This is a genomic window from Pseudoxanthomonas sp. F37 (assembly GCF_022965755.1).
Lineage (GTDB): Bacteria > Pseudomonadota > Gammaproteobacteria > Xanthomonadales > Xanthomonadaceae > Pseudoxanthomonas_A.
In genome coordinates this window covers 3,298,605-3,318,893 of the sequence record NZ_CP095187.1, presented here as the reverse complement: position 1 = coordinate 3,318,893, position 20,289 = coordinate 3,298,605, and the positions used below count along the sequence as shown (strand labels likewise).

General features: G+C 66.8%; 22 protein-coding genes. 19 read left to right on the top strand and 3 right to left on the bottom strand.

Annotation, left to right across the window (positions count from 1 at the left end; all coding sequences use genetic code 11):
• Window positions 1–203: 203 nt before the first annotated feature.
• From yegS to MUU77_RS15605, 9 genes are all read left to right on the top strand, one after another.
• A complete protein-coding gene (gene yegS, locus MUU77_RS15645) occupies window positions 204–1,142 on the top strand; it encodes a lipid kinase YegS (protein ID WP_245088678.1) in 939 nt (312 codons plus the stop codon).
• 145 nt (window positions 1,143–1,287) lie between these two features.
• Entirely contained in the window at window positions 1,288–2,760 is a 1,473-nt protein-coding gene (trpE, locus tag MUU77_RS15640) for an anthranilate synthase component I (RefSeq protein ID WP_245088676.1), read from the top strand.
• Window positions 2,760–3,824: a beta-eliminating lyase-related protein gene (locus tag MUU77_RS15635; RefSeq protein WP_245088674.1), complete on the top strand. Its 1,065-nt coding sequence runs from the start codon at window positions 2,760–2,762 to the stop codon at window positions 3,822–3,824. Before trpE ends, MUU77_RS15635 begins: the two co-directional genes overlap by 1 nt.
• 68 nt (window positions 3,825–3,892) lie before the next feature.
• Window positions 3,893–4,660: an SIMPL domain-containing protein gene (locus tag MUU77_RS15630; RefSeq protein WP_245088672.1), complete on the top strand. Its 768-nt coding sequence runs from the start codon at window positions 3,893–3,895 to the stop codon at window positions 4,658–4,660.
• A gap of 3 nt (window positions 4,661–4,663) precedes the next feature.
• Window positions 4,664–5,242 (top strand): aminodeoxychorismate/anthranilate synthase component II, encoded by a 579-nt coding sequence (locus MUU77_RS15625; protein WP_245088670.1) that lies wholly within the window; start codon window positions 4,664–4,666, stop codon window positions 5,240–5,242.
• Between the two features lie 103 nt (window positions 5,243–5,345).
• Window positions 5,346–6,389, top strand: coding sequence for an anthranilate phosphoribosyltransferase (trpD, locus tag MUU77_RS15620; protein ID WP_245094574.1), 1,044 nt, complete (start codon window positions 5,346–5,348; stop codon window positions 6,387–6,389).
• Between the two features lies 1 nt (window position 6,390).
• Entirely contained in the window at window positions 6,391–6,750 is a 360-nt protein-coding gene (locus MUU77_RS15615; protein ID WP_245088669.1) for an antibiotic biosynthesis monooxygenase, read from the top strand.
• A gap of 46 nt (window positions 6,751–6,796) precedes the next feature.
• On the top strand, window positions 6,797–7,591 hold the full coding sequence (trpC, locus tag MUU77_RS15610; protein ID WP_245088667.1) for an indole-3-glycerol phosphate synthase TrpC: 795 nt from the start codon (window positions 6,797–6,799) through the stop codon (window positions 7,589–7,591).
• Entirely contained in the window at window positions 7,588–8,310 is a 723-nt protein-coding gene (locus MUU77_RS15605) for an HAD-IB family phosphatase (RefSeq protein ID WP_245088664.1), read from the top strand. The genes trpC and MUU77_RS15605 overlap by 4 nt, the downstream gene beginning before the upstream one ends.
• A 12-nt stretch (window positions 8,311–8,322) precedes the next feature.
• On the opposite strand, the gene MUU77_RS15600 is transcribed toward MUU77_RS15605, so the two are convergent.
• The 3 genes from MUU77_RS15600 to MUU77_RS15590 all read right to left on the bottom strand — a co-directional run bounded on the left by MUU77_RS15600 (window position 8,323) and on the right by MUU77_RS15590 (window position 11,076).
• The gene (locus MUU77_RS15600; protein WP_245088662.1) at window positions 8,323–8,655 is read right to left on the bottom strand and encodes a hypothetical protein; all 333 of its coding nucleotides are present in this window, start codon (window positions 8,653–8,655) and stop codon (window positions 8,323–8,325) included.
• A gap of 120 nt (window positions 8,656–8,775) precedes the next feature.
• The gene (locus tag MUU77_RS15595; protein ID WP_245088659.1) at window positions 8,776–10,437 is read right to left on the bottom strand and encodes a type IV secretory system conjugative DNA transfer family protein; all 1,662 of its coding nucleotides are present in this window, start codon (window positions 10,435–10,437) and stop codon (window positions 8,776–8,778) included.
• A gap of 66 nt (window positions 10,438–10,503) precedes the next feature.
• Window positions 10,504–11,076 (bottom strand): hypothetical protein, encoded by a 573-nt coding sequence (locus MUU77_RS15590; RefSeq protein WP_245088657.1) that lies wholly within the window; start codon window positions 11,074–11,076, stop codon window positions 10,504–10,506.
• Window positions 11,077–11,786: 710 nt separating this feature from the next.
• On the opposite strand from MUU77_RS15590, the gene MUU77_RS15585 reads away from it, so the two are divergent.
• The 10 genes from MUU77_RS15585 (at window position 11,787) to MUU77_RS15545 (ending at window position 20,270) form a co-directional block, all read left to right on the top strand.
• Entirely contained in the window at window positions 11,787–12,119 is a 333-nt protein-coding gene (locus tag MUU77_RS15585) for a TcpQ domain-containing protein (protein WP_245088655.1), read from the top strand.
• Window positions 12,120–12,133: 14 nt separating this feature from the next.
• Entirely contained in the window at window positions 12,134–13,051 is a 918-nt protein-coding gene (locus MUU77_RS15580) for a type IV secretion system protein (protein ID WP_245088653.1), read from the top strand.
• Between the two features lie 14 nt (window positions 13,052–13,065).
• Complete coding sequence (locus MUU77_RS15575) at window positions 13,066–13,812, top strand: TrbG/VirB9 family P-type conjugative transfer protein (protein WP_245088651.1); 747 nt, start codon at window positions 13,066–13,068, stop codon at window positions 13,810–13,812.
• Entirely contained in the window at window positions 13,809–15,005 is a 1,197-nt protein-coding gene (locus tag MUU77_RS15570) for a TrbI/VirB10 family protein (RefSeq protein ID WP_245088649.1), read from the top strand. The genes MUU77_RS15575 and MUU77_RS15570 overlap by 4 nt, the downstream gene beginning before the upstream one ends.
• A 9-nt stretch (window positions 15,006–15,014) precedes the next feature.
• Complete coding sequence (virB11, locus tag MUU77_RS15565) at window positions 15,015–16,052, top strand: P-type DNA transfer ATPase VirB11 (RefSeq protein WP_245088647.1); 1,038 nt, start codon at window positions 15,015–15,017, stop codon at window positions 16,050–16,052.
• Window positions 16,053–16,066: 14 nt separating this feature from the next.
• Window positions 16,067–16,201, top strand: coding sequence for a hypothetical protein (locus MUU77_RS18520; RefSeq protein ID WP_256452055.1), 135 nt, complete (start codon window positions 16,067–16,069; stop codon window positions 16,199–16,201).
• Window positions 16,202–16,217: 16 nt separating this feature from the next.
• Complete coding sequence (locus tag MUU77_RS15560; protein ID WP_345779081.1) at window positions 16,218–17,003, top strand: lytic transglycosylase domain-containing protein; 786 nt, start codon at window positions 16,218–16,220, stop codon at window positions 17,001–17,003.
• A gap of 74 nt (window positions 17,004–17,077) precedes the next feature.
• The gene (locus MUU77_RS15555; RefSeq protein ID WP_245088646.1) at window positions 17,078–17,452 is read left to right on the top strand and encodes a TrbC/VirB2 family protein; all 375 of its coding nucleotides are present in this window, start codon (window positions 17,078–17,080) and stop codon (window positions 17,450–17,452) included.
• Window positions 17,445–17,759, top strand: a complete 315-nt coding sequence (locus tag MUU77_RS15550) for a VirB3 family type IV secretion system protein (protein WP_245088645.1) — start codon at window positions 17,445–17,447, stop codon at window positions 17,757–17,759. The genes MUU77_RS15555 and MUU77_RS15550 overlap by 8 nt, the downstream gene beginning before the upstream one ends.
• A gap of 3 nt (window positions 17,760–17,762) precedes the next feature.
• Entirely contained in the window at window positions 17,763–20,270 is a 2,508-nt protein-coding gene (locus tag MUU77_RS15545) for a VirB4 family type IV secretion/conjugal transfer ATPase (protein WP_245088644.1), read from the top strand.
• Window positions 20,271–20,289 lie beyond the last annotated feature (19 nt).

Genomic DNA, 20,289 nt, shown 5'->3' with positions numbered 1-20,289 from the left:
ATGGCCTTCCACACTACGGATGGTCTGTGACGGACAGATGACGATGGCTGGGCAGTTGTAGGAGCGACGTGAGTCGCGACCGTAGACCATCCGTTCCTGGATCCCAGGACGCCAGGTTCGCCGACCGTCTCAGTGCGCGGTCGCGACTCACGTCGCTCCTACAGGAGAGCGGCTATCCTCGTGCGTCCCCGAAGGAACCTCCTATGCCCCCACCGCACTGGCGCCTGATCCTCAACGGAAAATCCGCCGGCGACGACGACCTGCGCGGGGCCGTGCAGGCCATGCGCGAGACGGGCATCGCCCTGGACGTGCGCGTCACCTGGGAAGACGGCGATGCCGAGCGCTATGTCGCAGAGGCCATCGCCGATGGCGTGAACACGGTGATCGCGGCCGGCGGGGACGGCACCTTGAGTGAAGTCGCCACCACGCTGGCGCATCGCGACGAGACCGCCGATGCACTGCCCTCGCTGGGACTGGTGCCGCTGGGCACCGCCAACGATTTCGCCACGGCGGCCGGCATTCCCGAGGGACCGCTGGCGGCGTTGCAGCTGGTCCGCGCGGTGGTGGCCGTACCGCTGGACCTGCTGCGCATCGATGCCGACGACGGCGTCCACTGGTGCGCGAACCTGGCCAGTGGCGGCTTCGGCACCGAAGTGACGGTGGAAACGGACGAGGGGCTGAAGAAGATGCTCGGCGGCCTGGCATACCTGATCACCGGCATTGCCCGGCTCGGCCGCATCGATCCCCTGCAGGCCCGGCTGCGCGGGCCGGAGTTCGCGTGGGAGGGCGACCTGATCGCCCTCGGGATCGGCAACGGCCGGCAGGCCGGGGGAGGCCAGGCGCTGTGCCCCGATGCGCTGGTCGACGACGGCCAGTTGGACCTGACGATCGTTCCCGACCTCTCCGGCGATGTCGCGGCCACCGTGGGCACCCTGATCAAGGAGGGCAAGCATGCGGCACTGGACCGGGTGGCGACCCGCGTCCGCCTGCCCTGGGTGGAGTTGGCCTCCGATCGAGCGCTGACGCTCAACCTGGATGGCGAGCCGGTGGCCTCCCGGCGTTTCCGCGTCGCCTGCGTGGCGGGGCGCGTGCGCATGCACCTGCCCGTGGCGTGCCCGTTGCGCCTGAAACCATGCGCGTAGTGGCCGGCCGGCAGCCGCATCGGGTAGAGTAGGGGCGTGTCCCACCCCGCGCGCCCGCTTTCCCAACTTTCCGCACGCCGTAGCTGGCGATGGTGGCCCGTAGCCGTCACCCGCCCCGCCACCGCGTCCCGGAAGGAAAGCCCGCTTGATCCCGCACGACCAGTTCCAGCAGTTCGCTGCTGAAGGTTTCAACCGCATCCCCGTCGTCCGTGAAGTGCTGTCCGACCTGGACACGCCGCTTTCGGTCTACCTGAAACTCGCCGACGCGCCGCACACCTACCTGTTCGAGTCGGTGGAAGGCGGCGAGCGTTTCGGGCGCTATTCGATCATCGGCCTGCCGGTGCGGCGCGTGGCCACGTTCCGCGGCCACACGCTGCAGATCCACGATCACGGCCGACTGGTCGAAGCGCGCGAGGTCGCCGATCCGTTCGCCGAAGTCGAGGCGCTGCGCGCCGCGTATGCGGTGCCGCGCCTGCCGGACCTGCCGGGCTTCACGGGCGGCCTGGTCGGCTGGTTCGGCTTCGAGTGCATCGGCTACATCGAGCCGCGCCTGGCCACGGGCCACAAACCGGACGAACTCGGTACGCCCGACATCCTGCTGATGCTGTCGGAGGAAGTGGCGGTCTTCGACAACCTCAAGGGCCGTCTCTACCTGATCGTGCACGCCGATCCCCGCCAGGCGGGTGCGTGGGAACAGGCGCAGGCGCGGCTGGACGCCTTGACCGCCAAGCTGCGCCAGCCCGGCTCCTATCCCGCGCCGATCACCCGCGACGTGCTGGACGAAAGCCACTTCGTTTCCGGCTTCACCCATGACGGCTTCATCGCCGCGGTGGAGCAGTCGAAGGAATACATCCGTGCCGGCGACATTTTCCAGGTGGTGCTGAGCCAGCGCCTGAGCGTGCCGTTCAACGCGCGGCCGGTGGACGTGTACCGCGCGCTGCGCGCGCTGAATCCGTCGCCTTACATGTACTTCCTCGATGTCGGCGACGTGCAGGTGGTGGGTTCGTCGCCCGAGATCCTGGTACGCCTGGAGCAGGGCGAAGTCACCGTGCGACCGATCGCCGGCACCCGGCCGCGCGGCAGGACCCACGACGAGGACGTCGCGCTGGAGGCCGAGCTGCTGGCCGACCCGAAGGAGCGCGCCGAGCACCTGATGCTGATCGACCTGGGCCGCAACGACACCGGCCGGGTCTCCGAGGCCGGCACCGTGCAGGTGGGCGAGCAGTTCGTCATCGAGCGCTACAGCCACGTCATGCACATCGTCAGCGAGGTCACCGGCAAGCTGCTGCCCGGCCTGAGCTATGCCGACGTGCTGCGTGCGACGTTCCCGGCCGGTACGGTCAGCGGCGCACCGAAGATCCGCGCGCTGGAAGTGATCCGCGAGCTGGAACCGATCAAGCGCAACGTCTATGCCGGCAGCATCGGCTACATCGGCTGGCACGGCGATGCCGACACCGCCATCGCCATCCGCACCGCCGTCATCAAGGACGGCCGCCTGCATGTGCAGGCCGGCGCGGGCATCGTCTACGACTCCGATCCGGAGAAGGAATGGGACGAGACCATGAACAAGGGCCGCGCGCTGTTCCGCGCGGTGGCGGAAGCGGCCAAGGGCCTGTGATGGAGATCGCCACGGACAATGCCCGGATCAGCCTGCGCAACGACTACAGCGAGGGCGCGCACCCGCGCCTGCTGCAGGCGTTGGCCGTGGCCAGCGCCGAGGTCAACCGGGGCTATGGTCTGGATGTCCACAGCGCACGCGCCGCCGCGCTGATCCGCGACCGCCTGGGGCGCGATGCCGACGTCCATTTCCTTGCCGGTGGCACGCAGACCAACCTGGTCGCACTGGCGGCTTTCCTGCGCCCGCACGAAGCGGTGATCGCGCCGGCCAGCGGCCACATCGCCACCCACGAGACCGGCGCCATCGAGGCCAGCGGCCACAAGGTGCTGACGGTCGCCACGCCGGACGGCAAGCTGAGTCCGGCGCTGATCCGGCCATGCGTCGACGGCCACCACGGCGAGCACATGGTGAAGCCGCGGTTGGTCTACATCTCCAACAGCACGGAATGGGGAACCGTCTACAGCGCCGATGAGCTGCAGGCGCTGGGCGGCTTCTGTCGCGACCGCGGCCTGCTGCTCTACCTCGACGGCGCGCGCCTTGCCTCGGCGTTGACGACCGAAGGCAATGACCTCGACCTGGCCCTGCTGGCCGGGCAGGCCGATGCGTTCTATATCGGCGGCACCAAGAACGGCGCATTGCTGGGCGAGGCGCTGGTCATCGTCAATCCGGTCCTGCGCACTGAGTTCCGCCACATCATCAAGCAGCGCGGGGCGATGCTGGCCAAGGGCATGGTGATCGGGGCGCAATTCGAGGCGCTGTTCGAGGACGGCCTGTACTTCGTGCTGGCCACGCATGCGAACGCCATGGCGGCGCGGCTGCGCGGGATCCTGCAGCGGGCCGGCGTGCCGCTGGCCGTCGACTCGCCCAGCAACCAGGTGTTTCCGGTGCTGCCGGACGCAGTGGTCGAGCGCCTGCAGGCGTTCGTCGAGTTCGAAACCTGGGAGCGGCGTGGCGACGGGACCATGGTGATCCGGCTGATGACCTCATGGGCGACGCCCGAATCCGACATCGAAGCGTTCACGGCGGTCCTGACGCACGTGCTGGCGGAAGGCCAGGACCGATGAGCACGCCGCCAACCCCGCAGCCACCGGTCGCGCGTTCAACAGGCGGACCCCCGGACCGGAGACCTCCCATGCGTTTGCGTCATCTGTTGATCGCCCTTGCCCTTACCGCATCATCGGACCTGGCGGCCCAGGTCAACGCACTCCCACCGGCACGCCACATCCTGGTCTATGGCGATGCGCAGGCGCGCGCCATCCCGGACCGCTTCAGGATCGCGATCGAGTTCGAAGCCACCGACCTGAACCCCGACGTGGCGCGGCAGGCTGTGGAGGCGCATGTCGCCGACACGCTGGCCAAGCTCGAGAAGACCAATGTGTCGCCCACCGACATCGTCGCCACCTCGCTCCGGATCGGTCCGCGGCAGCGCTACGACCCGCAGCGGCAGGAGCAGGTGTTCGTCGGCACCCAGGTCGCCCGTTCGCTGACGGCGCGTTTCTCCGCGCAGGCGGATCTGGAGCGCTTCCTCTCGACGATGACGACGTCGCAGAACGTGCGGATCTCCGAAGTGACCACCGAACTCAGCACCGAGTTGGAGCTTCGCAAGGCGCTGCGGGAGAAGGCCATCGCCTCGTCCCGCGAGAAGGCGGAGGTGATCGCGCGCGCCTACGGTGCCCGTCTCGGGCCGGTCTACAGTGTGTCGGACGTGGCGCCGCAGTTCGAGTACGGCGTCCAGGAGGGCGGCTGGCCGGCGCGTTACCAATGGTCCAGGGGCAGATCGCTGGACCGGATCACGGTGACCGGCAGTCGTCTGGATCGCGGGAGCGTGGACGTGTCCCTGCGCGCGGGCTACGTGAACTACGACGACAAGATCTACACCGTATTCCTGCTGGCGGACTGACCCATGCTGTTGATGATCGACAACTACGACAGCTTCACCTACAACCTCGTGCAGTACCTGCAGTCGCTGGGCGCCGAGGTGAAGGTGGTGCGCAACGATGCGATGACGGTGGACGAGATCGCCAGGCTGGCACCCGAGCGCATCGTCATTTCGCCCGGCCCATGCACGCCCAACGAAGCCGGGGTCTCGCTGGAGATCATCGAGCGGCTTGGCGCGAATACGCCGATCCTGGGCGTGTGCCTGGGCCACCAGAGCATCGGCCAGGCTTACGGCGGCCACGTCATCCGCGCCGGTCGCATCATGCACGGCAAGACCTCGCGCATCCGGCACCAGGGCAAGGGCGTGTTCGCCGGCCTGCCGGATGCCTACGAGGCCACGCGCTACCACTCGCTGGTGGTGGAGCGCAGCAGCCTGCCGGGCGTACTGGAGGTGACCGCCTGGACCGAGAACGAGGACGGCAGCTTCGAGGAGATCATGGGCCTGCGCCATCGCGAGTATCCCGTGGAAGGCGTGCAGTTCCACCCCGAATCGATCCTGACCGAACACGGCCACGCCCTGCTGAAGAACTTCCTGGAGAGATGATCTCCGACGCCGGCCTTTGCAGGAGCGGGTCACGCCCGCGATGCTTTTCCTGCCAGGCACCCAGCGCATCGCGGGCATGGCCCGCTCCCATAGGCCACCGAAGATGCCACTGACCCCCCAAGAAGCCCTCCAGCGCACCATCGAGCATCGCGAGATCTTCCACGACGAAATGGTCGACCTGATGCGCCAGATCATGCGCGGCGACGTGTCGCCGACGATGACCGCGGCCATCCTGACCGGCCTGCGCGTGAAGAAGGAGACCGTCGGCGAGATCGCCGGCGCCGCCACGGTGATGCGCGAGTTCTCCCGCACCGTGGATGTCGCCGATCGCACGCATCTGGTCGATATCGTCGGTACCGGTGGCGACGGTTCGCACACCTTCAACATCTCCACCTGCTCGATGTTCGTGGCGGCCGCGGCCGGTGCGCGCATCGCCAAGCACGGCAACCGCAGCGTGTCGTCGAAGTCGGGCAGCGCCGACGTGCTGGAAGCGCTGGGAGTGGACATCGAACTGCAGCCGGAACACGTGGCGCAGTCCATCGCGCAGGCCGGGATCGGCTTCATGTTCGCGCCGATCCACCATCCCGCGATGAAGGTGGTCGCGCCCGTGCGTCGCGAAATGGGCGTGCGCACCATCTTCAACATCCTCGGTCCGCTGACCAATCCGGCGGGCGCGCCGAGCATCCTGATGGGCGTATTCCACCCCGACCTGGTCGGCATCCAGGCGCGCGTACTGCAGGAACTGGGTGCCCAGCGCGCGCTGGTGGTCTGGGGCCGCGATGGCATGGACGAACTCTCGCTGGGTGCCGGCACGCTGGTCGGCGAACTGCGCGACGGCGAAGTACGCGAGTACGAGTTGCATCCGGAAGATTTCGGCATCGCGATGGCCGCCAGCCGCAACCTGCGCGTGGGCGATGCCGCCGAGTCGAAGGCCATGCTGCTGGGCGTGCTGGACAACCGGCCCGGCCCGGCGCGCGAGATCGTCGTGTTGAACGCCGGCGCGGCGTTGTATGTGGCGGGCGTCGCGGACAGCATCGAGGCGGGCATCGCCGCCGCGCGCGACGCCATCGCCAGCGGCAAGGCGCTGGAACGGCTCCAGCACTTCGTCGCCACGACCCGGGCGCTCGGCAAACAGGGAGCGCACTGACATGGCCGCCAGCGGATTCGCCAGCCTGCCCAAGCCGCCTTACTACGCGGTGATTTTCTCCTCGCTGCGCAATGGCCGGGACGAGCCCGGCTACGGCGCCATGGCCGAGCGCATGGTCGAACTGGCGCAGCAGCAGCCCGGCTTCCTCGGCATGGAATCCACGCGCGGTGCGGATGGCTTCGGCATCACCGTGGCGTACTGGGAAAGCGAGGCCGCGATCCTCGCCTGGCGCCAGCATGCCGAGCACACGGCCGCGCGCGAGCAGGGCCGACGGGACTGGTACGACCACTTCGAGCTGCGGGTGGCCAGGGTGGAGCGGGCCTATGGCTGGGACCGCGGGGCCGCCGAGCGCCGCGGATAGTGCGAAAATACCGGGCCCGCACGGGCGGTATCCGCCTGAGGACTGCATGAGCGACATCCTGACCACCATCCTCGCCCGCAAGGCGGACGAGATTGCCGAGCGCAGCGCCCGCGTTCCGTTGGCCGACCTGCGCGCGCGCGTCGCCGATGCGCCGCCGACGCGCGGCTTTGCCGATGCGCTCCACGCGGTGATCGCCCAGGGCGATCCGGCGGTGATCGCCGAGGTGAAGAAGGCAAGCCCCTCCAAGGGCGTGATCCGCCCGGACTTCCGCCCTGCCGATATCGCCGTCAGCTACGAGTTCGGCGGCGCGGCGTGCCTGTCGGTGCTGACCGACATCGACTTCTTCCAGGGCGCGGACGATTACCTGCGCGAGGCCCGCGACGCATGCACGCTGCCCGTGCTGCGCAAGGACTTCACCGTCGATCCGTACCAGGTGTACGAAGCGCGTGCGTTGGGCGCGGACTGCATCCTGCTGATCGTGGCGGCGCTGGACGACGGCCAGCTGGTCGAGCTGTCCGGCCTGGCCATGCAGCTGGACATGGACGTGCTGGTGGAAGTGCACGACATCGACGAGCTGGAGCGTGCCCTGCAGGTGCCGGTGCCGCTGGTCGGGATCAACAACCGGAACCTGCGCACCTTCGAGGTCAGCCTGGATACCACGCTGGCGATGAAGGAGGCGGTGCCGAAAGACCGGCTGCTGGTCACCGAAAGCGGCATCGTGGTGCCCGACGATGTCGCCAGGATGCGTGCCGCAGGCGTCAACGCCTTCCTCGTCGGTGAGACGTTCATGCGCGCCGAGGAACCGGGCGAGGCACTGCGTCAGCTATTCTTCGCCGCATGACGGACACGCCTTATCCCGCCCCCCGACCCGACGCCCCGGTCGTGGTCTTCGATTTCGACCACACGCTGTACGACGGCGATTCGGGGGGTCATCTGGTGGCCTGGCTGATCCGCCGCAATCCGCTGCGCGCGGCGGTGGCGCTCATGGCCTCGGTCGTGCTGGGTCCCATGGTGGCCTTCCTGCCTACCCGGCGGCGCGGGATTTCCGGCTACATCTGGATCGGCACGTTCGGCCTGCACGGGCGGCGCAGCTTCGACGCGCTGATCGACCAGTACGTGGCCATCCACCGCGAGGACGTGCAGCAACGCCTGCTGCCGCACGCGCTGGAGGTGTTCCGCGAGCATCGGGCCACGGGCGATCGCGTCGTCGTCGCCACGGGCGCACCGCCCGAGCTGGCGCGCGCCATCCTCAGCTTTGTCGCGCACGAGGATGTGCCGGTGATCGGCACGGCGGTGGGCCCGCGCCTGGGCGCGGTGGTGGCCACGCGCCACTGCCACAACGAAGAGAAGATGCGCATGCTGCGCGAGCGCGGTTATGGCGAGATCGCGGTGGCGTACTCGGACAGCAGCGCGGACCTGCCGCTGCTGAAGGCGGCGCGCGCGCCGGTCGTGGTCAACCCAAAACCCGGCCGCGTGGACATGTTCAGGCGCGTGCTGCCGCCGGGAACGCCCATCCTCAACTGGGGCTGCAGGGAACGCGGTGGCGCGGCGGCGTCCTAGGCGCCGGCCGCATCACAGGCGCTCGGGTGCGTTCCAGTCCCTGATCAGGTCGGCAAACTCGATCTCGGCGAAGTCGCGGTACTCGCCCGCGTCGTAGAACCGGCCGTAGCATCCCTTGCAGCTCTCGAACCAGATGTGCGGCTGCAACGGGTCCACCATGCGGATCAGATCGCGGTTGCCGAAGCAGGCCGGGCACTTGATGCGGTCGATCCGGTTGTACTGCTCGCCCTGCGCGGCATCGCCGATGTCGAGTTCCCCGGCCCGGTCCTTCAATATCTCGTGATCGACCATCTCGAACCACAGCCCTTTGCACTGTCCGCAGCGATGTACGTGCGCTTGCGCCATTGCGATCGGTTCCATCGCGCCGTGGCATTTCGGACATTGCATGAAAGACCTCGGAACGCGGGTGGGGAGACCGGCGGATTCTAACCGGGTGCCTGTCCGCCGTGCGAGCGGGCGCGATGGCTAGAGCCGCAAGGGTTCCACCGTCGCCTTGGGCAGCAGCCGCCGGGTGAAGTGGCTGTCCTTGTAGTAGCGCACCTTCCGGCACAGGACAGGATGGGCCAGGCCCTCGTACAGCACGATCTCCTTCTCGGGCCCCATGGCCTTCAGCTCCTGCGGCAGCATCAGGGCGCGCTTCTCCAGCACTTCGTTATCCGAGACGTTCCTCCCCTGTCCGTGCGAGCGCGTCCGCGCGCGGCGGCGGATCGTCGTATAGCCCAGCATCTCGGAATAGTCGTTGGCGTCCTGCTGTTCGCGGGGCGCATAGATGATCTGCAGCGCATGGTTGGTGATGAGGGTGCGCGAGAGTTCCTTGCCGTACACCGCATCCAGCTGGGCCATCGACTGGATGATGGGCAGCAGCCTGAGGTTATAGCCCGCCATGTACGCGACGGCCTTGGAGATGATGTCCACGCGCCCGATCGCGGTGAACTCGTCCATCAGCAGCAGGCACTGATGCTTGAGTGAGGCGTCGTTCTGCGGCAGCGTCTTGGTGTTGACGTTGATCAGCTGGCTGAAGAACAGGTTCACGATCAGGCGGCTCTCGGCCAGCTTGTTGGGCTGGATGCCGACATAGACCGTCATGCGGCGTCGACGCACGTCGTCGAGGCGGAAATCGTCGCCGCTGGTGGCCGCGTCGAGCACCGGATTGAGCCAGGGATTCAGCGGCTCGCGGAAAGAACCGATGATGGAGGCGAAGGTCACGTCAGCCTGGGAAAGCAGGCCGGAAAACGCCGTGCGCGCCTGCGGGCCGAGGAAGGGCGCTTCGGCGAGCTTCTGCAGGTAGGGCTTCAGTTCGCCGCCGTCGCCGGAAGCGAGCCGCAGCACCGCGCCCAAGGTGGGCTTCTCCGCGGTGCGGTCGTGCTCGTGCCGCTCGAACAGGTACAGCGCGAACGCCAGGAAGGCGTTGCGCGCCTGGCTGACCCAGAACTTGTCCTTGTCGTCGCCGTCGGGGTAGAGCATCGCGGCGATGCTCTGCAGATCCGACACACGGAAGGCGGGATCCGGCGAAACGTAGGTCATCGGGTTCCACCGGTGCGTGCGGTGATCCTCCGCGAACGGATTGAACAGGTACACGTCGTGGCCGATCGATTGCCGCCAACCCGACGTCAGGTCGAAATTCTCCTGCTTGATGTCCAGCACCACCGCGGATTCGCGATAGTCCAGCAGGTTGGGTATCACGATGCCCACGCCCTTGCCCGAGCGGGTGGGCGCGGCCAGGATCACGAACTGCTGGCCCCTCAGGCGCAGCAGCCTGCCGTTCATCCGGCCTACGACGATGCCGTCGTCGCCGTCGCCGAGGAATCCCTTCCTGCCCAGATCGATCATGCTGGCGAACCGGGCCCGGCCGTGCAGGTTACGGTGGCTGCGCAACTTGTAGATCATCACCACCAGCGCGGCCCACGCCAGCAGCATGAGTCCACCGCCCACGACGCCCGCGGTCTTGATTCGCCAGGCGTAGGGCTGGACGCGCGGATGGTCCAGATGCTTCAGATAGTCGAGATAGGTGCTACCCGCGACCTGGCTGCCATCGAGGCCCAGGAAAAGCAGGGATAGATAGCCCGACAGGTAGAGAGCGGCCACCAGGGCCGCGATGCCCAGCGCCACGCTTGCCAGAATGCGCATGTTTCCCAAGATTCCCCCTGTTGCGGCGTCCATGAGCGCGGTCGCGCCGTGAACCGCCTGCTCCGTCTAGCGCCGGCCCGCGGGGTCCCCCGCCGGGTCCCCACCGTCGACGAGCACATAGTCCTTGTTCTTTCCCCAACGGCGCAGCCCGTCCTCGAGCTTGATGCACGGCGCGCCATCGCACGCGGTGATGGTGACGTGGCGGAGCGCCTCCAGCACTTCCGCGTCCGCGTGTGCGCGCTGCGCGCGCTTCACGTTGTGCCATGACGCATAGCCGGTGCCCGCCACCAACAGCAGGCATGCCACCGCGATTGCCCCCAGCGTACTCGCACCGAGGAAGCGCAACCGCCGGTCGATCGCGGCGTGCTCGTGCTGGAAGCGGTCCGTCAACTGCTTCAGGCGGGCCGCACTGTCGAGAATCTCCCGCGTCGCCGCGGGCACCTTCTCCGCCAGCGCCGAGGAAACGGCGGAACCTGCGTGCTCGACCAGCTCGCGCTTGCCTTCCTCGATCGTCTTGCGCACCACGATCGCCGCGCCCTGGAGCTCCTGTGCGGAAGCCTGCTGCGAGGCCGCGGCCCGTTCGCACTGCTCCTTCAGGTGGGCGGCCAGCAATGCGGCATTGGCGACGAATTCGTCCATCTTCGATGAGTCCATATCCTTCCTTGTCCAGCGGGAGCGACTTCTTTCAGGATGCTGCACAACATGGTGCGACTTCAATATCCCGCTGGATTATCGCCATACGATTACTCCGTTCATGCGAGTGAAGATTGCTTTCACGTCATGGTGTGACGTGCTCCCTGTTTTCACAATCGCCTTCACATCCATGAGTGAAGTTGCACGCCGTGCTTCACGAATCTGCAATATCCGCCTTGTTTTATGGGATTTCTCAGGAGTGCGGCGCGACAAGGAAATGCTCGTACACATGTTTACTCGGGAAAGTGGGTTGACGACACAAATTCGCGTGGATATGTTCGGCGCGAATGTAGTGATGCGGTAAGCGGATCGAATGTGATTCGCGAGTGTCATGAGTTTCACTGGAGCGTTGATCACATGGATGCGTACAGGGGGTATGGCATGGGCCTTCGTCCCATGCACGGCGAAGATCGCGGCCAGGCCGCGAATCCCGATGCGCGTTCGCGCACTGCCGCCCGCACACAATCTTCAGTACCGCGACGCGACCCGCATGGGGCGCAGCGGGTTCGTGTTGCCGACGATTGCAGGGTGGTGGATTCGTGAGTCGAAAGCTCGTTGTGCGTGCGTCTCTGGTGGCTGGCCTGGCATGCGTGGTGGCGGGACTGGCTGGATGCGCGACGCCCGCGCCGACCGATGTCGGAGGACGCTGGCGTCCGGTGAACCGCTTCCCCGAAGCTCCGCAGGCGATTCCCTTGCAGCAGGCCTACGTTTACCAGGCCTCTCCCGCCGATGGCACGCTGAAGACGATGCTCGGCCGCTGGGCCAAGGATGCGCGACTGACGCTGGCCTACCTGCACCCGAACGACTACACGCTGCACGCGCCCGTCGCCCAGATCCGCACGAGCAGTCTTGAAGAGGCGGCCAGCGCGCTGTCGGCCGCGTATGCGGAGCAGGGCGTGCGCGTGATGGTGGAGCGTCCGCGGATAGTGGTGAGCCAGTCGTTGCCGCCGTCGGCGGGTGTGGCGCCGACCGCAGCGCTCAGCGACTGAAGGCGTAGCCGCGCATGTTCAAGAGAGCGACTTCTTCCCACGACATCGATCGCGCCGTCGCGCACGGGGTCAGCTTCGAGCTGACCCTGGCCGAACGCGCAAGGAAGAGCGAGCGCAGGGCATGGCTGGTGGCGTGGTCGGCCATCGTGATGGCGCTGATCCTGGCTGGCGGCTACTTCCTCTTCCTGCCCTTGAAGGAAAAGGTCCCCTATCTGGTGATGGCCGATCCCTATACGGGCACGTCCAGCGTGGCGCGGTTGTCCGGCAACTTCCAGGACCGCGACATCACCACCGAAGAAGCCATCAACAAGAGCAACGTGGCGCAGTTCGTGCTGGCGCGCGAATCGTACGACTCCGGCCTGATCGGCCAGCGCAACTGGCGGACCACGCTGTCCATGGCCGGTCCGGGCGTGGCGCCGGCCTACGTCGCGCTGCACTCGGAAAGCAATCCCGAGCGGCCCTTCCGGCTGTATGGCGGAGGCCGCGCGGTGCGCGTCCGCATTCTCAGCATCGTGTTGATCGGCGGCACGGGTGGCAAGCGGCCGACGGGCGCGACAGTGCGCTTCCAGCGCAGTGTCTACGACAAGGGCCGGGGCACTTCGCAGGCCCTGGACAGCAAGATCGCCACCCTGGAGTTCACCTACAACCCCGACCTGCGCCTCAACGAAGAGGACAGGCTGCTGAATCCGCTGGGGTTCCGGGTGACCAACTACCGCGTGGACGACGACTTCGCCTCTGCGGCGCTGCCGGAACGGGAGTTCCCCGCGCCGCCGCCCTCCGCCGGCATGGCGCCGGCCGCTGCGGGCGTGGAGCCGCCAGCGGCGGCGGTGCCGGACCCGGCCCAGACGCCCGGCGAAAACGATGTGTCGACCGCGCCGCTGCCTGCGGAGCAGTCGGACCCCGAGACCGGAACCGGAGTGCCCCAACGATGAGGTGGAAGGACACCATGTTGCGTCTGGCCGCGCTAGGCATGCTGCTGATGGCGGCGCCCGCGTCCGCGCAGGTGATCGAGCAGTACACGTACGCGCCCGACAAGGTCTATCCAGTGCGCACCGGTCTGGGCATCACCACCCAGATCGAACTGTCGCCGCACGAGGAGATCCTGGACTTCAGCACCGGCTTCAGCGGGGGATGGGACATCAGCCGTCGCGGCAATGTGTTCTACCTGAAGCCCAAGAACGTGGACGTGGACACCAATCTTCTGGTCCGCACGGCCGCGCACTCCTACATCTTCGAACTGAAGGTGGTGGCCACGGACTGGCGCGTGCTCGACCAGGCCAGGGCGGCCGGCGTGCAGTACCGCATCACCTTCGCCTACCCCGGCGACACCAGTTTCGCAGGCGCGACAGGCAAGCCGCAGGAGGTGGCGTCCGAGCTGAGCACGGACGTCGAGCCCGGCCGCGCATACCACTTCAACTACGAGTACGCGCAGCGCAAGCGGGGGCCGGCATGGCTGGTCCCGACGACGGTCTACGACGACCGCCGCTTCACCTACATCCGCATGGGCGACCGCACGCGCTTTCCGAGCGGCAATTTCCCGGTGGTGTTCGCGCGGGAGAGCGAGGACGGCGACGAGTTCGTCGTGAACTCGACCGTGCAGGAAGACACCATCGTCGTGCATGGCACCTACCCCTACTTGGTCATCCGCCATGGCGACAACGTGGTGGGCCTGCGCAGGAGTTCCGAGCAATGAACCAGACGCCCAGCGACCATCCGGACCGCGCCGGCCCGCAGAATCCCTACGAAGCCGCGCGCAATGCGCCGGATCCGGATCTGGATGCCAATGCGCCGTACCTGCGTTCGGCCGACGTGCAGCGGCTCAACCGCAAGGCGCTGCTGTTCCTGGCCGGCATCATCGTTCTGATGCTGCTTGTCGTGCTCTGGATCTTCAACGGCGGCCTGTCGTCGAAGCAGGACCGCGAGCCCGCGCAGGCCAAGGGCGAGCAGGTGGTGATTCCCGCCGCGCCGCGCGACCTCCCAGAGCTTCCTCCCGAGGCGCCCCCGGTGCCTGTCGAACCCGACCTGCCTCCGCTTCCGGTCGTCGACGACACCGGGGCCTCGGCCGCCTCCATGATGGCGATGCCCACCGGCATGCCCGAGCGGCAGGAGCCCTCCCTGCGCGAACGCCGGATGCTCGACATGGCGACGACGTTCGGCGAGGCCACCAATCCGGATGCCGCGGCCGGCGCGGGCATGGACGATGCCGGCATGGCGCAGTACGCCGCGCTCATGGGGCAGGGCCAGGCCCCCGCCGCGCCGCGTGAACCGCCGGATGGCATCACCAGCGCGAAGCCGCTGTACAACCCGAACACCCTGCTGTTGCGCGGTACCTATATCCGTTGCGTACTGGAATCGCGCGTCATCACCGACGTGCCGGGCTATACGTCCTGCGTCGTGACCGAGCCGGTCTATTCGGTCAACGGCAAGCGCCTGCTGCTGCCGCGTGGCTCCAAGGTGATGGGCAGCTACAACTCCGACGCCATCATCGGTGAGCGCGCCGCCATCGTGTGGGACCGCATCACCACGCCCACCGGCATGGACGTCAACATGCGCAGCCCGGGCACCGACATGCTGGGTGCGGCCGGCAATCCGGGGCATTACACCGCGCATTGGGCGCAGCGCATCTCGTCCGCGCTGCTGATCAGCATGCTGAGCGACGCCTTCAAGTACGCCGGCGCCAAGCACGGCCCGCAGGAAACGTCGATCGTCAATGGCGCCATCGTCCAGAACCCCTACGAAAGCAACACCGCCCGCACCATGGAGCGCCTGGCGAACATGGCGCTGGACCGCAACATGGCGCGCCCCCCGACGGTGACCATCAACCAGGGCACCATCGTCAACATCTATGTGGCGCGCGACGTCGATTTCTCCGCGGTGATGCGCTGACGCCCGGCCATGGACACGCAGAACGAGCCCCTCGCCCGCGTCTCGAACGAGTTCCTGGACTACCAGTACCAGGTGCTCGGCATCGGCGAGCACATGCATTCCTCGGACGTGACCGAGATCTGCATCAATCGCCCGGGCGAGATCTATCTCGAGACCGCGCGCGCGGGCTGGCTGAAGGCCGACGTGCCGACCCTGACCTTCGAGCGCGCCCGGCAGTTCTGCACCTCCGTCGTCAACGAAAGCAATACCGGCCAGCGCATCACCGATATCGACCCGATGGTCTCGCTGACGTTCCCGACGGGCCAGCGCGCCCAGTTCGTGATTCCTCCCGCGTGCGATGCGGGCAAGGTATCGATCACCATCCGGCTGCCGGCCAAGTTCAGCAAGACGCTGGAACAGTACGACCAGGACGGCTTCTTCGACGAGATCCTGGAGCAGCAACACGCCCTGAGCGACCACGATCAGGAGCTGCTCGATCTGCGCCGCAGCCGCAACTATGCCGAGTTCTTCCGCAAGGCGGTCATCTACCACAAGAACATCGTGGTGGCCGGGGCCACCGGCAGTGGCAAGACCACCTTCATGAAATCCCTGGTCAATCACATTCCCGACCAGGAGCGCCTGGTGACCATCGAGGATGCACGCGAACTGTTCATCCGCCAGCCGAACGTGGTCCACCTGCTCTATTCGAAGGGTGGGCAAAGCGCGAGCAACGTGACCGCCAAGAACTGCATGGAGGCCTGCCTGCGGATGAAGCCCGACCGCATCATCCTGGCCGAGTTGCGGGGCGACGAATCGTTCTACTTCATCCGCAATTGCGCCTCTGGACACCCGGGGTCGATCACCAGTTGCCATGCGGGCAGCACCGCCCAGACCTGGGACCAGCTCGCGCTGATGGTCAAAGCCTCCGCCGAGGGGGCAGGCCTGGAATTCGAGGTGATCAAGCGGCTGCTGAAGATGACCATCGACATCGTGGTGCATATCAAGGCCCATGCCGGCCGCCGCTACATCACCGGCATCGATTTCGATCCCGCCCGCGCCTTGGCCTGACAGGAGATCCCGGTATGCCCGCCCTGCCGAACCTGCCCATGTCCGCGTCCAACCCGTTTGCGCGAGGTTTCCTGCAGGACACGAAGATCGCGCCGCGCCGCGATGCGTCGGCCGGTGTCGCCGGCGGTGTCGCCGAGGAAGGGAGGTAGTCCGATGTTGCCTGGCATGGAGCTGATGGGGTGCACCGGTCTGGCGGTACCGCCGACGGTGATGGAGCACGTGGTGAAGGTGGAATCGTCATTCAATCCCTACGCGATAGGCGTGGTCGGGGGGCGGCTGGCGCGCCAACCTCGGAACCTGCCCGAGGCGCTTTCGACCGTGCAGATGCTGGAGGATCGCGGCTATAACTTCTCGTTGGGGCTGGCGCAGGTGAACCGCCACAACCTCGCGCGCCAGGGCCTGGACAGTTACGAGAAGGCCTTCGACGTATGCCCCAACCTGCGTGCGGGCTCGCGCATCCTGGCGGAATGCTATGGCCGCTCCGGAAGCGACTGGGGCAAGGCCTTCAGCTGCTACTACTCGGGCAACTTCACCACCGGCTACCGGCACGGGTATGTGCAGAAGGTATTCGCCTCGTGGCAGGCGCGTACGGCGGCCGGCGCCGCAGCGCCCATTCCGGTGATCGATAAGCGGGCGCACGCCAGCCCGAAGCGCGCCGCACAGCACACACGCCGCGAGGCCGCGATGCCGTCGCGCGTTGCGCGCCGCATCGAGGAAGCGGCGGCTGGCCACACCCCGGGCGCCACCCCGCCTCCCCAGGCAGTGGACCCGGCGGCACCTTCGGTCGCCGCTCTGCGCCCGGCGCCGGTCCGGGCGGCGCCGCCGGTCGCCGCGCCCGCACTCACAGACGCGCCTGTCACGGTCCAGCCCTATCACCAGAACACCGCCGCGACGCCCCAGGCGCCGCAGGCTGTGCAGACATCCGGGAGGGATGAGGCTTTCGTCTTCTAGCAGCATCCGCCATGGATGGCATACCGGCACGCGAGCGTGCCGCCCATCAACACCATCATCCTTTGGGGTACACCATGAACAACCTGCATGCCGCTCAAACCAAGCCGTTCCTCTCCTTGGCCGTTACCGCAGCCCTCGTGTTCGCCATGCTGGCCATGCCGGAACTCGCATTCGCCCAGGACGGCTCCGGTGCGGAAGACCGCGTCACCAGCTTCTTCACCAACATCAACAGCCTGCTCAATGTGGCGTCCATCGCCATCGTCACGATCGCGGTGATCTTTTCCGGCTATCAGATCGCCTTCAACCACAAGCGCGTGGGCGACGTGGCGCCGGTCCTCATCGGCGGCTTCCTGATCGGCGCGGCGGCCCAGATCGCCAAGATGCTGCTGCCGGATGACGTGACCTCCACGGCCATGGTCGTGGGCCAGATGCTGATGCAGCATGCATAAGAACGTGCTCTTCAGGGGCTGCACCCGCCCGCCCATGTTCATGGGGGTGCCTTACGTGCCCTTCGCGATCGGGGCGGGTGGCTGCCTCCTGCTCACGTTCTACGTCAACATGTTCTGCCTGGCCCTGCTGCCGGTGGTCATCTTCGTCATGCGGCAGATGGCGCGCCGCGACGAGATGATCTTCCGGCTGCTGGGCCTGCGGTGGCGGTTCCGGACCAGGGTCCGGAACCTCCGCCACCACGAAGGCATGTGGGTCATGACGCCCAACAGCTATCGCAAGCGTTTCGACCCATCCATTCCGGACTGACCCATGCTCGCGCCCGATCTCTCCATCGCCGAGTTCATTCCGTTTTCGGCCCACGTGTCGCCGCACGTGGTCAAGACGACGGGAGGCGACTTCCTGCTGACGTGGCGCCTGGACGGGCTGCCGTTCGTCGGGCGCGAGGAGTGGGAGCTCGAGCACCGGCACAACAGCTTCAACCGCATGCTGCAGACGCTGCGCGCGCCGGACTTCGTCAACGTCGCTTTCTGGGTGCACGACGTGCGGCGCCGGGGCCGGATCCGCTCGGGCGCGCGGTATGCGCAGGCGTTCAACCAGGAACTGTCCGACAGCTACTTCGGCACACTGTCGGCGCAGAAGATCATGCAGAACGAGCTGTACCTCACCATGATCTATCGCCCCATCGTGATGGGGAAGAAGTTCGTCGAGAAGTCCGCGAACATTCCCCGCCTGCAGGCCGAGCAGGAGCAGGCCGTCGCAAAGCTCATGGAACTGGCCGGCAATGTCGAAGCGGTGCTCAAGGATTACGCGCCGGTCAGGCTGGGCATGTACGAGTCGGAGAAGGGCGGCGTGTTCTCGGAGACGCTGGAGTTCTTCGGCTTCGTGCTGAACCGCATCTCCGAACCCGTGCCGGTACTGCGCGCGCCGCTCTACGACTACCTGGCCGTGAGCCGGCACATGTTTTCGTCCAAGACCGGCGACTTCGTCGTGAGTACCCCGGACGGCCAGAACCACTTCGGCGCCATCCTCAACATCAAGGAGTACACCGATGGCACCTGGCCGGGCATCCTCAACGGGCTGAAGTACCTCGATTTCGAGTACGTCATCACCCATTCGTTCAGTCCGATGGGCCGCCAGGACGCGCTGAAGGTGCTGGACCGCACCAAGGGCATGATGATCTCCTCGGGCGACAAGGCGGTCAGCCAGATCGCCGAGCTCGACCATGCGATGGACCAGGTGGCGTCGGGCAACTTCGTGCTCGGCGAATACCACTTCATCCTGACACTGTACGCCGAGGACCAGCAGCGGCTCTCGCAGAATGTCGCGGTCGCGCGCGCGGAGCTGTCCAACGCCGGCTTCGTCTCGGCCAAGGAAGACCTGGCCGTCTGCTCGTCCTTCTACTCGCAACTGCCGGGCAACTGGCGGTACCGCACACGGCTGGCCAACGTCAGCTCGCTGAACTTCCTGGGACTTTCGCCCCTGCACAACTTCGCCACCGGCAAGCGCGACAACAACCCGTGGGGCGAGTGCGTCACCGTGCTCCAGACCACCAACGGGCAGCCGTACTACTTCAATTTCCATGCCACGCACCCGGCGGAGAACTCACTGGGCGAGAAGGCGATTGCCAACACCATGGTGATCGGCAAGTCCGGCACCGGCAAGACCGCGCTGATCAACTTCCTGCTCAGCCAGGTGCAGAAGTTCGACCCCGTGCCGACCATCTTCTTCTTCGACAAGGACCGTGGCGCCGAGATCTTCGTCAGGGCCTGTGGCGGCAACTACCTGGCGCTCGAGAACGGCGATCCGACCGGCTTCAACCCCTTCCAGTGCGAGCGCACGGACGGGAACGTGCAGTTCCTGGCCGGCCTGGTGAAGGTGCTCGCGGGCAAGGTCCACTATACGGCGCGGGAAGACGAGGATGTGTTCCGCGCGGTGGAGGCCATGCTGGACATGCCCCTGCACCTGCGCTCGATGACCAACTTCCAGAAGAGCCTGCCCAACATGGGCGACGACGGGCTGTATGCGCGCCTGCGCAAGTGGACGGCCGGCAACGCATTGGGCTGGGTGTTCGACAACCCGGTGGACACGATCGACCTGGGCCGGGCCAGCATCATCGGCTTCGACTACACCGACGTGATTGAGAACGCGGAGATCCGCGTGCCGGTGGTCAACTACCTGCTGCACCGCCTGGAGGAGCTGATCGACGGGCGGCCGCTCATCTACGTGATGGACGAGTTCTGGAAGATCCTCGACGGCGGCGGTGCGCTGAAGGACTTCGCCAAGAACAAGCAGAAGACCATCCGCAAGCAGAACGGCCTGGGCATCTTCGCCACGCAGAGCCCCGAGGATGCGCTGGCCAGCGACATCTCGGCCGCGCTCATCGAACAGACCGCCACGCTGATCCTGCTGCCCAATCCGAACGCGGCGCGCGAGGACTACATCGAGGGCCTCAAGCTTACCGATGCCGAGTTCGAGGTGATCAAGGGCCTGGACGAGCGTTCGCGCTGCTTCCTCGTCAAGCAGGGGCATGCATCCACCGTATGCCAACTCAACCTGCGCGGGCTGGACGATGCGCTGGCGGTGATCTCGGCCAGCACGGACAACATCGAGATCATGCATCGGATCGTCGACGAGGAAGCACAGCGCCTCGGGATCGACAAGGCCGACCTGCTGCCCGAGCAGTGGCTGCCGCGCTTCCAGGAGGAGCGCAAGGGATCGCGCAGCCGCCGCGCCCCCTCCGCTTCATCGCCTCATCGTGAAGAACGTTCTGCCGGCCCGCGGTCACCGCGGCCCACCCACTCCAGCCTCCAGCGCTGACGGACAGCCGAGGATACGA

What these genes read in the sequence shown, in the direction of transcription:
- yegS (WP_245088678.1), top strand. Translation starts at nt 204, where the DNA reads ATGCCCCCACCGCACTGGCGCCTGATCCTCAACGGAAAATCCGCCGGC.
- MUU77_RS15635 (WP_245088674.1), top strand. Translation starts at nt 2,760, where the DNA reads ATGGAGATCGCCACGGACAATGCCCGGATCAGCCTGCGCAACGACTAC.
- MUU77_RS15630 (WP_245088672.1), top strand. Translation starts at nt 3,893, where the DNA reads ATGCGTTTGCGTCATCTGTTGATCGCCCTTGCCCTTACCGCATCATCG.
- MUU77_RS15625 (WP_245088670.1), top strand. Translation starts at nt 4,664, where the DNA reads ATGCTGTTGATGATCGACAACTACGACAGCTTCACCTACAACCTCGTG.
- trpD (WP_245094574.1), top strand. Translation starts at nt 5,346, where the DNA reads ATGCCACTGACCCCCCAAGAAGCCCTCCAGCGCACCATCGAGCATCGC.
- MUU77_RS15615 (WP_245088669.1), top strand. Translation starts at nt 6,391, where the DNA reads ATGGCCGCCAGCGGATTCGCCAGCCTGCCCAAGCCGCCTTACTACGCG.
- trpC (WP_245088667.1), top strand. Translation starts at nt 6,797, where the DNA reads ATGAGCGACATCCTGACCACCATCCTCGCCCGCAAGGCGGACGAGATT.
- MUU77_RS15605 (WP_245088664.1), top strand. Translation starts at nt 7,588, where the DNA reads ATGACGGACACGCCTTATCCCGCCCCCCGACCCGACGCCCCGGTCGTG.
- MUU77_RS15600 (WP_245088662.1), bottom strand. Translation starts at nt 8,655, where the DNA reads ATGGCGCAAGCGCACGTACATCGCTGCGGACAGTGCAAAGGGCTGTGG.
- MUU77_RS15595 (WP_245088659.1), bottom strand. Translation starts at nt 10,437, where the DNA reads ATGCGCATTCTGGCAAGCGTGGCGCTGGGCATCGCGGCCCTGGTGGCC.
- MUU77_RS15590 (WP_245088657.1), bottom strand. Translation starts at nt 11,076, where the DNA reads ATGGACGAATTCGTCGCCAATGCCGCATTGCTGGCCGCCCACCTGAAG.
- MUU77_RS15580 (WP_245088653.1), top strand. Translation starts at nt 12,134, where the DNA reads ATGTTCAAGAGAGCGACTTCTTCCCACGACATCGATCGCGCCGTCGCG.
- MUU77_RS15575 (WP_245088651.1), top strand. Translation starts at nt 13,066, where the DNA reads ATGTTGCGTCTGGCCGCGCTAGGCATGCTGCTGATGGCGGCGCCCGCG.
- MUU77_RS15570 (WP_245088649.1), top strand. Translation starts at nt 13,809, where the DNA reads ATGAACCAGACGCCCAGCGACCATCCGGACCGCGCCGGCCCGCAGAAT.
- virB11 (WP_245088647.1), top strand. Translation starts at nt 15,015, where the DNA reads ATGGACACGCAGAACGAGCCCCTCGCCCGCGTCTCGAACGAGTTCCTG.
- MUU77_RS18520 (WP_256452055.1), top strand. Translation starts at nt 16,067, where the DNA reads ATGCCCGCCCTGCCGAACCTGCCCATGTCCGCGTCCAACCCGTTTGCG.
- MUU77_RS15560 (WP_345779081.1), top strand. Translation starts at nt 16,218, where the DNA reads ATGGAGCTGATGGGGTGCACCGGTCTGGCGGTACCGCCGACGGTGATG.
- MUU77_RS15555 (WP_245088646.1), top strand. Translation starts at nt 17,078, where the DNA reads ATGAACAACCTGCATGCCGCTCAAACCAAGCCGTTCCTCTCCTTGGCC.
- MUU77_RS15550 (WP_245088645.1), top strand. Translation starts at nt 17,445, where the DNA reads ATGCATAAGAACGTGCTCTTCAGGGGCTGCACCCGCCCGCCCATGTTC.
- MUU77_RS15545 (WP_245088644.1), top strand. Translation starts at nt 17,763, where the DNA reads ATGCTCGCGCCCGATCTCTCCATCGCCGAGTTCATTCCGTTTTCGGCC.